At 60.0% G+C, this 15,385-nt stretch carries 9 protein-coding genes; all 9 read right to left on the reverse strand.

The genetic code is table 11. The features are described from left to right. Positions 1–4 precede the first annotated feature (4 nt). The 9 genes from tssA to tssC all read right to left on the reverse strand — a co-directional run bounded on the left by tssA (position 5) and on the right by tssC (position 15,345). Entirely contained in the window at positions 5–1,585 is a 1,581-nt protein-coding gene (gene tssA / locus WS45_RS14165) for a type VI secretion system protein TssA (protein ID WP_059700451.1), read from the reverse strand. Continuing rightward, complete coding sequence (locus WS45_RS14170) at positions 1,585–5,121, reverse strand: ImcF-related family protein (RefSeq protein ID WP_059700453.1); 3,537 nt, start codon at positions 5,119–5,121, stop codon at positions 1,585–1,587. Before WS45_RS14170 ends, tssA begins: the two co-directional genes overlap by 1 nt. Continuing rightward, entirely contained in the window at positions 5,118–6,356 is a 1,239-nt protein-coding gene (locus WS45_RS14175; RefSeq protein ID WP_059700456.1) for a hypothetical protein, read from the reverse strand. The genes WS45_RS14170 and WS45_RS14175 overlap by 4 nt, the downstream gene beginning before the upstream one ends. Before the next feature lie 3 nt (positions 6,357–6,359). Further along, entirely contained in the window at positions 6,360–6,617 is a 258-nt protein-coding gene (locus tag WS45_RS33465; RefSeq protein ID WP_082721914.1) for a PAAR domain-containing protein, read from the reverse strand. Between the two features lie 444 nt (positions 6,618–7,061). Beyond that, positions 7,062–7,985, reverse strand: coding sequence for a hypothetical protein (locus WS45_RS34965; RefSeq protein ID WP_156437142.1), 924 nt, complete (start codon positions 7,983–7,985; stop codon positions 7,062–7,064). A 26-nt stretch (positions 7,986–8,011) separates the two neighbouring features. After that, a complete protein-coding gene (locus tag WS45_RS34970; protein WP_156437143.1) occupies positions 8,012–8,923 on the reverse strand; it encodes a hypothetical protein in 912 nt (303 codons plus the stop codon). A gap of 8 nt (positions 8,924–8,931) precedes the next feature. Beyond that, the gene (locus tag WS45_RS14180; protein ID WP_082721915.1) at positions 8,932–11,379 is read right to left on the reverse strand and encodes a glycoside hydrolase family 108 protein; all 2,448 of its coding nucleotides are present in this window, start codon (positions 11,377–11,379) and stop codon (positions 8,932–8,934) included. Positions 11,380–11,387: 8 nt separating this feature from the next. Beyond that, positions 11,388–13,727: a type VI secretion system Vgr family protein gene (locus WS45_RS14185; RefSeq protein WP_059700459.1), complete on the reverse strand. Its 2,340-nt coding sequence runs from the start codon at positions 13,725–13,727 to the stop codon at positions 11,388–11,390. Positions 13,728–13,812: 85 nt separating this feature from the next. Next, positions 13,813–15,345 (reverse strand): type VI secretion system contractile sheath large subunit, encoded by a 1,533-nt coding sequence (tssC, locus tag WS45_RS14190; protein ID WP_059700461.1) that lies wholly within the window; start codon positions 15,343–15,345, stop codon positions 13,813–13,815. Positions 15,346–15,385 lie beyond the last annotated feature (40 nt).

Genomic DNA, 15,385 nt, shown 5'->3' on the forward strand with positions numbered 1-15,385 from the left:
GTTCTTATGAGAGGGTCAGGGCGCGCGCCGGGTCCAGCACGGTCAGTTCCGCCTGCAGTTCGCCGATGCGGCGCGCAAGTGCCGGTTTGTCGGCGTCCTTGCGGTTGCTCATCGCTTTCAATGCACGAACGAGCTGTTGCTTGACCTCGAACACGAGCGCCGGCTCCCAGAGCATCAGCGGCAGCGCCCGGGATGACGTATCGAGCTCGGCAAGCAGCGCGAGCGCCGTATCAGGACGGCCGGCATGATCGGCAACACGCGCCATCACGAGCCGTTGCAGATAGCGGTGGCGTTCGGTCTTCACGCCCGGCAGCGCTTCGAGCCACGCGAATGCGGCCTCGACGCCTTCACGCGCGGTCGCGTCGCGCGCCTGCGCCTCGATTTCCGGCCAGTCGCCGGCGGCATCGCCCTCGCTGTCGGCCGATACGGGCAGCGGGACGACGGCCTCACCCGCTTCGAGGTCTCGCACAACCGCGTGCCGCGCGATCCATTCGAGCGTCGTGTCGTCGGCGAACGGTGTGCCGTCGTTGAACGCCAGCCGCTCGATGCCCGGCAAGCGTTCGAGGAACAGCGCGAAGTCCGCGCGCAGCAGTTCGCGCCATGTGCTGTACGGCGCACCGACGTGGTCGAGTGCGACATGCTGGAAGTACTGCAGGTCGAACCACAGGTGATTGACGCCTTCCATGAACGCGCCTTCGACGCGTTCGAGCAGTTCGTGCCACTGCTTCTGCAGCACGAGCCGTTTCATCTGCTGCCTCAGTTCACCACGTGGTGGTACGAGCCGCGTATGCGATGCTGCGTCCGCCGGCGGCACCTCGTGCAGCGTGTCCCAGCGGATGCTGCGTACGAGCCGCACCGACGGCAGGTAGCCGTTCTCCTGGCTGCGCAGCCACACCGCCATCGTGCGCGCCTGATCCAGCAAATCGCGTGTCGACGCTATCGCGCCGGACGTCGTCGACGCGGTTGTGGTTGTCGACGCAACCGTCTCGGTTTCCATGCTGCGCGGCGCTTCGCCATTGCGCTCGAAACGAGAGACGAGCGGCTGCAGGTTCGGGCGCGCTGCGTCTGGCCACGCGCCGGTGATGGCGACCAGCACATCGAGCGCGGCGAGCGCCCGCTCGAGATCGGCGGGCGCGAACTCGCCGCGGCTTTCCAGCAGCTCGAGCACGCGCGCGGTGGCCAGCATTTCGAGCGCGCCCTTCTTTGCCTCGGCGCGCGCGGGCAGCACCGCTTCTCCGAACCGGTCGACGAGCGCGGCCGCCAGCTCGAGTCCGTCCGCGAAACCGGCGGGGCCGTCCTGCCGCAACCGCGCAAACGCGTGGTAGCCCGCCAGACGCAGATCCTTGCCGGTTTCCTTGAGCAGCTGTTCGCAGGATCGGACGATCAGTCCGTCATCGATACCGGAAAGCTTTTGCGTTTCTTCCCGAAGCGCGAAGAATACGTCCTCGTAGCCGGGATCGCGGCCGACCCCGCCCTCGCCGGCAAGCGGCTGCAACCATGCACTCCATGTGTCGAGCCGTGCACGCACGAGTTGCTCGGCGTCGTCGCGCGCCGGAAAGAGGCTCTTGAACAGTCCACCCAGCATTATTCGACCTCCGAAAACGTGCCACGCGGCAAGGGCACCGCGGCGTGCTTCGCCGCCGCGATCATCGATGCCGGTAACGGCGGTGGATTGCTGGACGAAAGCTTCAGTCCCGATTTTGTCGAGCCTGTCACGAAGATTCGCTTCGGTAGCGTGAAGTTGCGCAACTGCAGCACGTCCAGCGGCCCCGCGCCCGTCTCGCTGCGTAGCTGCACCCTGAGCGGAATGCCTTGGCTCGTATCCGGCGTCCAGGTCAGCAGATAGCGCGCGCCGTCCTGCTGCGACACCTTCGCACGCTCCAGCAGCCGGATCAGGCCGAATCGGCCCTGCGAATCCAGCGCGGTACGCAAGCCGCCCTGCTCGGTCTGCCATTCGATGTGCGACAGGTTTTCCAGCGACTGGCCCGGCCACTCGAACGGCGTCCACTCCTGCTTCTGGTTGAAGTAGTGCAATTCGCGTCCGGACAGCACGAACCGCATGTCGGTGACGCCCGGTGTCGGCACCGCCTGCAACTCATAGCGCACGCGCGCGTCGCCGGACGGGAACAGCACCGTCGAGATTCGCGTGAGCTTGTTCAGGCTGGCGAGGAAGCCCGGATCGATCGTCAGCGCGCCGTGGTCGGCGCCCTGCGCGGCCACCCACCGGTCGCCCTGCCGCTCGATGACGCCGGCCAGCTGCGTCATGACGAACTGCGTGATCACGCCGTTGTCCGGGCGCATGAAGCGCGCCATTTCGGGTAACGACGCATCGTTGTCGGAGTCGGCGAACGGATAGCGGCCGCCGAATGCCCTGTTCCAGTCGGCCAGAATCGCGGTGCGCCAGATCTCGTTCAGGCTCGCGGCGGCCGGCTGCACGACGACCTGCCACGACTGATCGAACGGCGCGCGGAACAGTTCGCCGAACCCCGACCACTGCTCGCCCAGGCTGGCGGCCAACCGGCTTGCGTAGTCGCGGCTGTCGGCGATATCGGATGTCTTGCCCTGCAGCACCGACTGCGCTGCCAGACGCGCCATCGCGTCCGGATCGGCGCCGGAAACGATCTGCGACGCCTTGAGCCGCATCGCAGTGACCCGCTCGAGGTAGCGCGCGAGACTCAGGTCTCCAGTCGCGGCGAGCTGCGCGGCGGCTTTGCCGTTGCCTGGCGCACCTGACACCAGATCACTGCCGGTCAGGCGCAAGATCGGGCCGAAAACCGTGGCAAGCGGCGCAAGCTGCGGCTGAGCCTGCTTCGACGGGTCCTTCTCGCTGCCTCCGACAAGTTGCTGCGCCTTGTTGATCAGGTTGTCGGCCAGCGACTGCGCATTCGCGCCCGTGCCGGCCTGGTAGACGACTGCGTTCATCAGCGCGACGAGCGGCGAACGTTGTGGGTCGCCCAACAACGTCAGCTGGTCGGCCGTGGCCGACAGCGTTGCGGCGGGTTGCCAGCGCAGGCCGTTGAGGAACAGCGCCCAGGCGCGCGCGTAGTCGTCGAAGTAACGCTGGCGCAGGTCGGCTTTCAAGGTCGACGGGGTGGCCTGGGTAGTCTTGACGTCGGATAACACCCAGTCACCCGCAGCGTTTTGCCGCTCGCTCGCTTCGTCGATCGCCTTCGCGATCCGTTCGTCCCACGCGGCGCGCGTGAACACGCCCGGGACCGTCGCCGTCGTGTTGAACAGGCCGCGGCTGGTCGTATCGCCTAGCAGTGTCGCGAGCGACACGGGCGGATATTTGGCCTTCGCGTCGTCGAGGATCTGCTGGTACACAGCGTCGGTCGAGTTCTGGATGCCGCGCACGCCGATGACCGTCTGGCGGGTCGAAGCAACGAGGCCGAGATCCGGGGTGATTGCCGGCAATCCACCGCGGCCCAAATGGTCCGCAAAGAAGGCAATCGTGTGCTGGCGCAGGTCTTCCCAGGCGCCCGACGATAGCGGCGAGTTGCCCGGTCGCACGGGAGCCGCCGTTGCAGCGAGCTGCGGTGTCAGGAATGACGCGACAGCGCGTTCGGGCTTCGCGAGCATTAGGTAGGCCTTCAGAGTGTCGTAGGCGGCCTGTACCTGCGCATTCCCGCCGCTGGCGATCTCAGCGTCTGACAGGGACGCGAGCTGATGGAGGCGTTCCTCGAGCTTCTGACGGATCGGTGCAACGAGGATGCGGCTCGCCACGTTGGCGTAGCGCGGCCATAGTGCGTCGAGCAGCGCGCCGTCGCGGTTCAGGCCGAAACGGGTCAGCCAGGGCGCGCCGTCGCGCCGATGGACTTCGAGCGTGTCGATCTGCTTGTCGAGACGGTCCAGCGTCAACATCGCCTGGGTGCGATCCTGCGTTCCCGACAGCTTCGTGAGCGTGTCCCCTGCGGCCTGAATCGTCGCGCGGTTCGTGAAGCCCGACACCATCGTGCCGACGATCCACAAACCGATCAGGGTCGTGGTGAGCCACGCGGCCGTCGTCGACAGCGAGAAGCCGACCCGGCGGCCGTGGATCTTGCGACTGTGCTCGGCGACCATCTGCCAGATCGTTCGATGTTGCGGGCCGAGTGGCACCTCGTCGTCTTCCGGGGCGCCAGATGCCGGGGGGGCCAGTTCCCGCGCCTTGAACAACGGGGCGAACAGGACGCCGTGAACCGTGTGCCGCCAGACGCGGGACTGGGCGGTTTGCAGCACCAATCCCGACAACGCGACGCGCAGATCCGAAATATGCCGCGACAGCTCGGCGGGATAGCGGTCACCCGCATCCTTCGTCAAACGCACGACGCCCACGTCCGCGAGGTTGTAGGCGAGGTCGCCCAACGAAGCGTCGATCTCGTCGGCCTTGATGCACGCGTTCACCCACGTGAAGCCGATCGCTTCGTCGGGACTCGACGTTTCGTCGCCGAAATCCGTGACGTTGAGCAGATATGCGGGCGCGGCCCAATGCAGTGCGCGTGCGTGACGGGCGAGCCGCTGCGAGAGATTGTCGGCGTCGAACGGCGCATGGGCCGTGCTGCGGTTACGCGTCACCGCGACGATCGCGTCGACCGGGCGGCGACGGCGCAGGCGGCGGATCTGGTCGAGCCATTCTGCGTCGAGCGTGTTGCTCGTTTGTTTCGCGTAGAGCAGGACGGTGTCGCCTGTGATCGCGTAGCCGGCGTCGGCGAGGCCTGGTGCCAGGCGCTTGACGAGCGGTTCGTCGCCGGCAACCAGCACCCAGCGATCCCGGTAGCGCCAGCGCCAGCCGTTGCGATCCTGTAGCGCATCGCGCAGCGCTGCAGCCCGGTCGGCATGTTCGAGCGGTTGGTCCTGACCGTCGGGTTTAGCAGTTGCGGCGCGCTTGCCGGCGTCATATCTAGCAAACCAGCGGGAAGCCCCCAGCGACGCGATCCAGAGCAGTACGCCCTCGAAGTACTTAACCAGCAGGACCACCACTACCACGATAAAACACAGCGAAAACTCGATGATGATCCGCGTGTCGCGAGACCACCCGTAACGAGGGCCTTCCACCCATACTGCGATACCAAGCGCGAGGAACACGATGGCGGCGGCAATGGCAATGAAGAGGCCCGCAGGTAAAGTCTTGTTGTCGTTCATGTTTGTTTTCTGCACACGAGGGCGATCAGGTCTTGATCTTCTCCACACAGCACCATTTGCGAGTCACCCGTTGTGCGGGCATTTTCCGTGGCAAGGGCGACAGCCAGCCACGGTCCCGCGCCAGAACAATCGCCCACGGACGTCTCGATCAGGTTCCAACGGGTCTCGTCCGGAAATGATGTGGCTCGCCGAACCGCACCGACGCCGTCATCGGTCAGGCCGTGTGCCCACACTGTGCGCGGACAATCGCGCAACGCGTACCCCCAACGGGCAGCCAGCCCGACCGTTCGTGCGGCGGCATCTAGCGAGTCCTTGGCAGGACGATGCAACCGTAGCCCGGCGGGATTCGCCTGTGAAACGAGGCGCGGACTTCCCACGAGCAGGGCCACGCCCGCCTCTGCGACGCCACCTGACAGGACGGTACTGATGGCATCGCGAAGCTCAACGGCAATGAGCAGGTGGACCGTATTGACGGCTCGATTGTCAAGCCACGCGTCCGCTCGAAAGAGCGACGATGTGTGCTCTCCGGGCTTCAGGTCGACCGTTAAGACAGGGGCCCGTTCCGCGATCAATTCCCGTATCCGAGCCTCGACGATCTCCGGTTTCACTCTTGACCGGTGCTGAAGCTCGATCTGAAGCCGTGTTCGTGGTGGAAGCGCGCTGAGCTGTGGCAGCAGAGCGTCGATCAAGCGTTCAAGCAACCACATGCCCACTGCATGATGACGCGCATGTTCAGCGAGTTCGTTCCCCGGATAAAAAGGCTGATCGGGAATGTCGAGCCAACGTGCATGGACGTCGCTATCCGCGACAGCACTGCTTGGCCGTAGCGTTGACAGTTCGGTGCCGTTCAAGATACCGTCAAGCGCGTTCTCCGCATCGTTCGCGGTGAAGCACCAGGCATGGCCCAGTATCGCCAGCGGTCTGGCCGCCAATGCATGGCAGGCTTGCTCCGCTTCGTCGCTGACGCGGTTCGTCGCAAGCGCCTGATTCCGGCAGGCGTACCCGTACCCGAGCCATGCGAACAGCCCAAAAGCCCAAGCCAGAAAGGGGTAACCCACAACGCAAAACCAGAACCACAGCGTGTTGGTTGGTCGACCCGGGGGCCAGAGCATGATCGTCAGCCCCGCTCCCGCACCCATGACAAGCACCAGCAGGATCGTCCATACGATCATCGAAACCCGAGGCGGAGGCGGCACCACCACTCGCGGCGGCACGCGATTGAAATCAACAGGCATCGCTTACCGGACCCGTGCCCCGCCGGTCGACGCAATGAGTTCCGCACCACACCGCGTGTGATCGCCGTCGCGCGATAGCGGCGTCGTGCCATCCTTCATCCTGCTGCTGCCTTCGGCGATTTCATTATCGCCGTGGATCGGACATGAGACCTTGTCGCCAACACGGGCGGCCCGTCGCCCCTTTACCTTGATACGATCCGAGCCGGTCAGAATCTTGCCGCCATGACTCGTTGCGTCACCTTCATATACGAGATTTTTCATTGACTATCATCTTTTAATTGATATTGCGTGCGGCACCACACTTCCGCATTTCATGCCAAAAGTTTCCATGCAAATCGAGCCCAGAATGCTTTGACGAAAAAACCGCCACCCAATTGTTTAACAATCAACAAAATATGGGACAACATTGCCGCCCGCAATCAGCTCTGGACACCAAAATTTCGCCACCGCTTACCGCCTTCCAATCCGAATAGACAATTCCATAATCCGCCACACCACCGACACTTTTAGCAACACCCAGAAAAAAGGCCAATTCGACCCGACACCTCAAATTAGCATAGCGAGATTCAAACTTATAATAATTTCTTCGCTTCATTTCATGACGAACATATATCCGACCCAGCTCTCACGCTGGATTTACGTCACAACCCAACGGAACATCACGGACCTCAAAAAATATTTCCAAGAAAATCGAAACTAGACGATTCAATTTCCCGCAGAGCACACACTTACATCCTCACAGCGAATCCATCGCTCTATAATATTTCCACTCTTCTGACGATACCTTGAAACCACAAATCCCCTCGACAAGCTAGATTCATTCAACAATACCAAATCACCTTGCACAAGATATGCTCTAGTAACTGATGATTTCTCGGGCATTGCATACAGATATGCCTTCTTTGAAATCACCGTATGTCCAACCCAGGTGCCCGACTCAACTGGCGCTGCGTGAATAGATGTGCCATTTCGGCCGAGAATCAGAATCCTATTCAGCTTGGCGGCGTTTTCGGCATCTCCGTCCCTCTGTAATTTGGCAAATAGTTTCGAATAAACATTCCTGTTCCCTGCGCTGGGTGGATCGCATGCAAGTAAATTGTCAAACGCGGTACCTTCCGCCAGATATGCTAGGATCGGTGGCTGTGAAGTTTGATATCCGCTTTTGTGATTCGACGAATAACCAGCATAGATGTCGGTTACATTAGGTGGATTATCGAAGATTGGCTCAATGTTGACGGACCATTGATGAGGCGGGTGCCACTCGCCACCACAAACAGCATCTTGCGCCACATGCACAACGCAACCGTCCTTCATACGTACGAAGGCACACAGATACTCGGAATGCACCGACACACCGCTGGAATCAGCGAGATCTCCTTCTGCAGAAAAATTAACGATCGAGTACTGTTTGTCCGGCGACAAGCTGTTCGCATCAGGCTCGTAAAATCTCAATCCCTCATCGAAAGGGGTAAAAATCGTGCCATCTTGCCGCTTAAATCGAAGCGTTCGGTAGGAATTTTGCTCGCGATTGGTGTACTGCAAAGCATTCGATTCTTCGGGTACACTCACCTGGGCCTCAACGTGGGCAGACAGCACGGTCAAGAACAAAAATAGGGATCTATGAATCATTTGAAGCCTCGCCGCATCCTACGAATCTATTCCCGTCGGCTGCGCCAGTATTTCTTAACATCGGAAGCCGTTCTATATCGAAATTTTGACTCTACGCCCTGGGAGTATCCATCAATCCCAGTCATTGAGTCATCTTCAGAAACATGCTTATTTTCAACCAGCATGCCATCTTCATCAAAAAAATAGGCGTACACCTGATAGAGTCGCCCATAAGTGCCATCACCGCGACTGCTTATATCCCACGCAACAATGGAGAATACATTTACACGACCATGAAGCGGCATAAAAAATATCGATTCGACTGTCGGCGCCCCTCCCTCAACAGAATATCGTGCAAATTCAGTTTTTTTACACCCATATTTTGTTGGTCGATAAAAATCAAGAATAATCGGATATTCCGCAGTGCCATTCTCAATGGACACCCATGAGTTCTTTGCAAGCACCGATGCATCGAAGACATTCTTCTTTATGTTTCCGACGGAGCAGTGGGCAACATTTTCTGCCAGATAATTAGACTTGACCGATGAATGAGACACCAGGATGGCTTTTTTTGGAGCATAAAACTCCCCGTCGGCCGGGATTTTCACAATATGCCACACAAGCCTTCCATTACTGATATTTAAACTCGCCTTTCCATTTCTCGCCCCGAAGAAAGATGAGAAATTGACGATCGCCGATCGTCCCGCAATATCAACAATTCCATTGATATTGGCATCTGCTTTCCCATCGCAGTCCACCTTGTTTCCATTTTGAGCTACCGCACAATATTGCCCGTAGAGTTTGGTGCCATTCTGCGTCAAATCAATTGAAAATGTCATTGTGTCTGGCGCATCAACCCAGTCCCACTCTCCGGAAAATGAATCAATCGGTGACGCCACCCCGTTGATTGAGATCGCCAAAAATACGCAAAGAATAACCGAAATCTTAATTTTACCCATGACATCTATCACTTATAATTCAGGCAACGATCAACTCTTTTTATCCACCCATCCAGAAACTTGTAATTTTTGTTTGGCTTCCCCTCTTTATCGTACGCAAGCGATGTATAGTATTGCTTGCGGATTACGCCAATTTTTTTCACAAGCTCGCTTTGGTCCTCGATCGAATTTATTTTATGCACAAAGTCTTTTGACATTTTGTTATTTTGCGCGATTTCGATTGAATATTCCGACGTTAGCATTTCCTGAATTTTTTTAATTGCTCGACCGGATGTTATCGTCCAGTCATATATATTTAGAGCGGTTTTTTCGTTGGGTATGCCACAAAAGCCGCGAGGCTCCCAGTATCGTTTCAGATATATCGTTTTCGCTTGATCATCGGTCAGCGCTATCAGATTCTCTAGCGTAGGCTCTACCCCAATATCTTCCTTGGCATAAGCTTGCCACGTAGCCCATGCAATACCTTTGTTGGTCGCCCCTCCAGAGTCATCGGGATCGTTTACATATCCCCCCTCGTTAGCCAAAACGATCTTTGATACTTTTTCAAAGCGGACCTTGCAATCACATTCAACTGCGAAATTTTCAACAAGCCCAATTGGATTGATGTGGTAAACATCCTGTGTCGGAAAATCTGAAACGCCCGCTGCCACGTCATTCCACCACGCGAGCTTCTCGATCCGCTTCTGCTCTTCCCCATGTTGAGGCTTGGATCCCGTGTGCTTCTCCAGCTCGGCGATCAGCTGCGTCCATTTCGACGGGTTCGCCCACTCGCTCTCGTGCTTGACGATCAGTCGGGACGCGGCCTGCATCAACCACGGATATCCCCCGCGCCCGGCCTGCGCCAGCGTGCATAGTTCGTTAGCCGCCCGCTTGCCATCCCCTCTCGTGAACAGGGTGTCGTACACCTTGAGCATCAACGGGCTGAGATTCGAACGCGAAGCGATGTCGGCAACATTGGCGCCGCGCTCACAGTCGACCCACTTTGGGGTTGTCGCAAAGATCGTATGCGCCGGATCATGGGTATCCTCTATACACTCGAAGTCGATCCACTTCTGCGCGAATTCCCGCGTCACCCGCCCACTTGCATGATTGAAGTCGCACACCCAGCCGTCGATTGGTTGACCTTGTGCATTCACGCCGTCGACGTGCCACCAGTTCACCGGGTAACCCGGATTAGGATTCGGATGCGGCTCGGGGATTCGTCGCTTCGGGTCACGCGCCAGTTCGGCGAGCGAATACACCTGAACCGCGTCCGTCTTTCTCGACTGCGGATCAGCGCCTGGAACGAACTTGTTATTCTGGGTACGTTGATACAGCACCGTGCCTGGCGCGATCCGCAGGATTGTTGGCTCGGATGGCAGGCCCAATGCCGCCCAGTCCTCTTTATGCGCTCCATGCTCGTTGACCCATGCCCGGCCTTGTTCGAGAAACGATTGGATACTGTCGTCGCAAAACACTTCGATATGCGCCATCCGGGTTCCAGACGTGCGTTGGTTCAGCGAGTCGTATCGACCAAGGTGACCGACCAACTCACCCGCTTTGATCGGAATGCCGGGTGTGTCGCCTGGCTTGGTTTGGTCCGTCACCACAACCACCCGATCGAAAATCGAGTCCTGGATAGTCTCCTCGACAACCGGCCCACCGTTTTCCTGACCGAGATAGACCCACTGATCAATTGCACTTGACGGCTCGACGTATCCGCCTGCTTCTTGCGGATACAGTGATGTTCCGTGAAGAGCCGTCAACTGCCCCCACCGCTTTCCGTGCTTCGTCTCGATCTTCCCGATGCCAACGGTGGCCCCCTGGGGCAGAATGCCAATCGGAGTGCCGTTCGGAGTCTTGCGAACGCGCAGTCCCTGCTGCGCCGAATCGGGAACCTGCCCGTTTCGACCAGACGATGGCTTATCCTGCGCGTACTGTGTCACTCGCCATTGCCGCGGCCAGTATGATGGCTTGTCGCGCTTCGGGAAGTTCGCGTAGTCCTCGTACGACATCAGGTGCATGTACAGGCTGTAGAACGTCAGCTTCCTGCCCCGCGGAAATTCCATCGTGTGCCGCACTAGAGCAAAGCCGGTACTGTACGGTGCCTGATCGGGCGATTCGCTCCCGATCGCGGCTATCTCACTGAGTGGATATGTCTTGTCGGCGCGATACGCGATCAGTACGCCGTCGGCAATGCAACGCAATCCCGCCTCGAGATCCAGCGACTGTCCGGCGCCCGCTTCCGTGACGTGAATTCCACCGTGCCACATGCCTTTGCGGCCCACGAGATACGTGCCAGCCGGCTCATGCTCGGCTAGCAGCCGATAGATCTCATGCTCGTCCGTGAACTGCGCGGAGGCCTTGGACTGGCCCTGCCCCTTGCGCAGGAACGGAAACGCGAACGGCAGTGACTTCAGCTTGGCTGGTGCCGGCGTAGGCGCTTGCGGTTTCTTCGGTGCGGGTTGAGTTGTCATGGATGAGCTTATTCAGAGAATCCGAAGTTCGTGGCGTTCTTCACGTCGTTGAGTGGCACGTCGGACCACGTCGGAAATTTGAAACTGCCGCCGTCCGGGTCGTCGATTTTCAGGTTGCCCTTGAGCTCAATTTCTCCGGCTGGACTGCCGAGGATGATCTTGCCGCCCGAGAGCTTGATGTATGCTCCCGCCCCGTCGCCGATCGTGACACCCTTGCGACCCGTGACGATCACCTCGCCATCTGATGAACTCGCCACAAGATTCTGCAGCGACATCAGTTCCATCCCATCGCCCTGGGCCTGAACCTGTACCTTCCCCTTCGCTGCTAGGATCCGGATGCCCAGCTTTGCCGCAAAAAAGGAAAGCGCTTCGCCGGCGGCCATCGTGATGCGCTTCATGACGCCGATGTCGAGCCCCTCACCGGCAGTCACAAACATCTGCCTGCGAGCGGCGACCTGCACGTGCTGACCGCTGGCGATACCGACGCCCTCCGGTGCGGTTGCGACGATGACCGACTTCTGAAGATTGCTCAGCTTCTGTTCGATCAGGGTGCGCTGCTGCTCGACTTCGGCCTGAAGCGCCTTCGCAGCATTCGCGGTGTCATTGAGGGAGCGCAGGATTTGTATAGCCTGCTCAAACGTTGCATCTCCGTCCTGCATGGCGAGTTGTTGACCAGACGCGCCAGGTTGTGCCTCGGCACTGAACAGCATCCCCTTCGCGCCGCGCACGGCGACGTGGCCGTCTGAGCGAAGCTCGGCACCTCGGCCTCGCTCCTTGCGCTCCCCATCGACCATGTGCCCGAGATTGAGCTCACTGGTCTGAAACGGCGTCGTCAGATGAATATGCTCGACGCCTTCCTTATCCTCCATCCGCAACTCGTTCTGCGCGGCCGTGCGGATCAGGTTCCGGGTGTGATTCAGGTTGTTGACGAGATCCGGATGCAGGCTGTCGTGCATCGCGCCGATAATCACGGGCCGATCCGGATGGCCGTCCGTAAAGACGATCGCCACCTCCGCCCCGTCGATCAGCGGGAAATGATGCCCATAGTTGTCGCCGCTATACGGCTTCGCGAACCGCACCGGCCGGCTCGTGCCACCCGGACTCCACTCATCGAGGTCGAACGGTAGCTTGATCACGTACCAGCCCTGCTCGGTCAGGTACGCGTACTTGTAGTCGCCCGGTGACGTAATGCGGGCCGGCAGGATGCCGTCGATAGCCGGTCGCTCGATCGAGGCCATCGGCGTACGCCAGACCCGGTCCGACGCAATTCCCTCGAAGCTCACCCAATACGCGTCGCTGCGCCCGCCGCGCGATTCGACCGACGTGATGAAGATCCCGTGCTTCGCATCGGCCTGAACCGGGTCGACGCGCATCACCTCGCCCGCTTCGAGCCAGAACGGATTGCCCGTGCCGTTGAAGGTGATCTGCGCGGCTAGATACTCCTCGTGGCGCCGACGGGCGATCTGCTGACCTTCCTCCGGCGTCTCGTAATGCTCGCCCCAGCGATAGTCGATGCCGTTCGTCGACTTGTCCGCTCGCGCGGCGTTTTCCTCGACGAGCAGCGACACACCGGCCTGCCGGTGGTTGTAATCGTGCAGCCGCACGGCTTCAGGCACGCGCCGGGTCCGCTTCTCGAGCGTCTTGATCGCGTCCCGGCCGGCGCTCTCCAGCCCCGAGTCGCGCCGATACGACACGGTACGCTGCTTGCGCGCGTACGCATCGAGATCATCGCCGAACACCAGCACCGCGTGATCCTTCTTCTGCTCCCAGCGAAACCAGATTCCCTCTTCCGCGCACAGGCGCCGGATAAAGGCGAACGTGGTCTCGTGATACTGGGTGATGTATTCGTGCCGCTTGTACTTCCCGCGTAGCTGGAACTGGAAGTCGACGCCGGCCCGGTAGCCGTAATGGCGTAGGGTATCGGTCACGATCTCCTCGACCGACTGCTTCTGGAACAGCCGGCTCGTCACGCCCCGATTCAGATCGGCGAGCGTCGGCTCGAGCCGGACCCGATAGTGCGTCTCGTCCGCCGAGGTGCCGAGCTCATCGAACTCCGTGATAACGCCGTGGATCGTGTACGCCGGCGGCATCTTGCTGAATTGCGCCGCCCGCTCGCCGAACATCCTGCGCAGATAGTCCATGTTCGGATCGACCGGGGCGATGATGAATTTTGCCGGGCGACCGACCATCTGATCCATCGGAATACCGGCCATCGGGCTCGTGAACTCGATGTCGTAGCGATACAGCTCGCTCACGGCATCCCGCCCCGCGAACTTGAGGACGGACGTTGGCGCCGGATGTGGCGCCAGCTTCAATTCATAAGACTGGGTAGGCAGGATCATCGACATGCAGGAATTCTCATAAACGCGCGAGAGGGACGGACAACAACGCCGGGCCATGACGGCCCCGGCGGCTCATGCGACAAACGTCAAATCAGCTCTTGGCCTTCGGCATCTGCGACACCAGCGACAGCCCGATGTCCATACCCTCTACCTGGAAGTGCGGGATGATGAAGAGCTTGATACGGAAGAAACCCGGGTTGTCCTCGATGTCCTCGACTGTCACCTTCGCGTCGCGCAGCGGGTGCGAGGCCTGCAGCTCGTCGCCCGGATCCTTCATCTCGGTCACGAGACCCTTGATCCAGCTGTTCAGCTCGAGCTCGAGCAGACGCCGATCCTTGGTCGTGCCGATGTTCTCGCGCTGGATCAGCTTCAGATAGTGGGCAATCCGCGACAGCAGGAAGATGTACGGCAGGCGTGCGTTGATGCGGCTGTTGGCCGTCGCTTCCTTGGTCTCGTACAGCGCGGGCTTTTGCGTCGAGCTGGCCGAAAAGAAGCACGCGAAGTCGTGGTTCTTGTAGAACGACAGCGGAATGAAGCCCAGATTCGCGAACTCGAACTCGCGCGTCTCCGGAATCAGCACTTCCGTCGGGATCTTCGGCTGCACGCCGGTGCCGAGGTCGTACAGGTGGACCGGCAGGTCCTCGACCTTGCCGCCAGCCTGCGGGCCGCGGATCTGCACGCACCAGCCGTTGTTCACGAAGCTGCGCACCATGTTGGCCGCGAACGCGAAGGAGGCGTTGACCCACAGGTACTTGTCGTGGTCCGGGCCCTTCACGGCTTCGTCGTAGTTGAACGCGCGCACCGGCGTCGTGTCCTTGCCGTACGGCAGGCGCCCCAGCACGCGCGGCATCGTCAGGCCGACATAGCGTGCGTCATCGGTGTCGCGGAAGCTCTTCCACTTGATGTACTCGGCGCGATCGAAGTAATTGCCGATGTCCTGAATGGCCGCCACTTCCTCCATCGACTGCTTGCCGAAAAACGCTGCGCCGACCGAGCCGATAAACGGCATGTGCGCGGCGGCCGCCACCTTCGAGATGTTGCGCAGGAGCGCCACGTCCATCGGCGAGTTCTCGAACTCGAAGTCGCTGATCATCGCGCTGATCGGCTGGCCGCCCGGCGTGTCGTATTCCTCGATGTACGTCAGGCGATACAGGCCGCTCTGGATCAGTTCCGGCGTGTCCTCGAAATCGCGTTGCAGTGCATCCTTCGATACGTCCAGCACTTCGATACGCGCGTTCTTGCGGAAGTCCGTGCGTGACACGAGCATCTTGAGACCGCGCCAACGCCCCTCGAGCGCCTGGAATTCCGGCGTATGCATCACGGCGTCGAGCTGGCGGCTGATCTGCCGGTCGAGCTGACCGATGTGGAAATCGAGTAACGACTTGTCGAGACGGTCGACCGGCTTGCTTTCCTTCGCGATCAGGTTGAGCAGCGCGCCCATGCCGCGCGCGACGCGTTCGTCGGCCGATGCCTCCGACAGCGTGTCGTTATCTCGGAACGCTTCGAGCGGACGCGCCTCGGCGACCGTCTTCAGGTTGATCTTGTTGCACAGCGCGGCGTAGACGCTGTCGTTCTCGAGCACAACGGTCTCAGCTGCCCCCTGACGGGATTCGTTCTGTTTCATTGCTTGTCCTGTCTGCGTATGTAAAGCGATCTGGTTGCGG

This window comes from Burkholderia sp. RF2-non_BP3 (assembly GCF_001522185.1).
GTDB classification, from domain to species: domain Bacteria; phylum Pseudomonadota; class Gammaproteobacteria; order Burkholderiales; family Burkholderiaceae; genus Burkholderia; species Burkholderia diffusa.

Coding starts and splice junctions, on each gene's coding strand:
- tssA (WP_059700451.1), bottom strand. CDS start 1,585: ATGCTGGGTGGACTGTTCAAGAGCCTCTTTCCGGCGCGCGACGACGCC.
- WS45_RS14170 (WP_059700453.1), bottom strand. CDS start 5,121: ATGAACGACAACAAGACTTTACCTGCGGGCCTCTTCATTGCCATTGCC.
- WS45_RS14175 (WP_059700456.1), bottom strand. CDS start 6,356: ATGCCTGTTGATTTCAATCGCGTGCCGCCGCGAGTGGTGGTGCCGCCT.
- WS45_RS33465 (WP_082721914.1), bottom strand. CDS start 6,617: ATGAAAAATCTCGTATATGAAGGTGACGCAACGAGTCATGGCGGCAAG.
- WS45_RS34965 (WP_156437142.1), bottom strand. CDS start 7,985: ATGATTCATAGATCCCTATTTTTGTTCTTGACCGTGCTGTCTGCCCAC.
- WS45_RS34970 (WP_156437143.1), bottom strand. CDS start 8,923: ATGGGTAAAATTAAGATTTCGGTTATTCTTTGCGTATTTTTGGCGATC.
- WS45_RS14180 (WP_082721915.1), bottom strand. CDS start 11,379: ATGACAACTCAACCCGCACCGAAGAAACCGCAAGCGCCTACGCCGGCA.
- WS45_RS14185 (WP_059700459.1), bottom strand. CDS start 13,727: ATGTCGATGATCCTGCCTACCCAGTCTTATGAATTGAAGCTGGCGCCA.
- tssC (WP_059700461.1), bottom strand. CDS start 15,345: ATGAAACAGAACGAATCCCGTCAGGGGGCAGCTGAGACCGTTGTGCTC.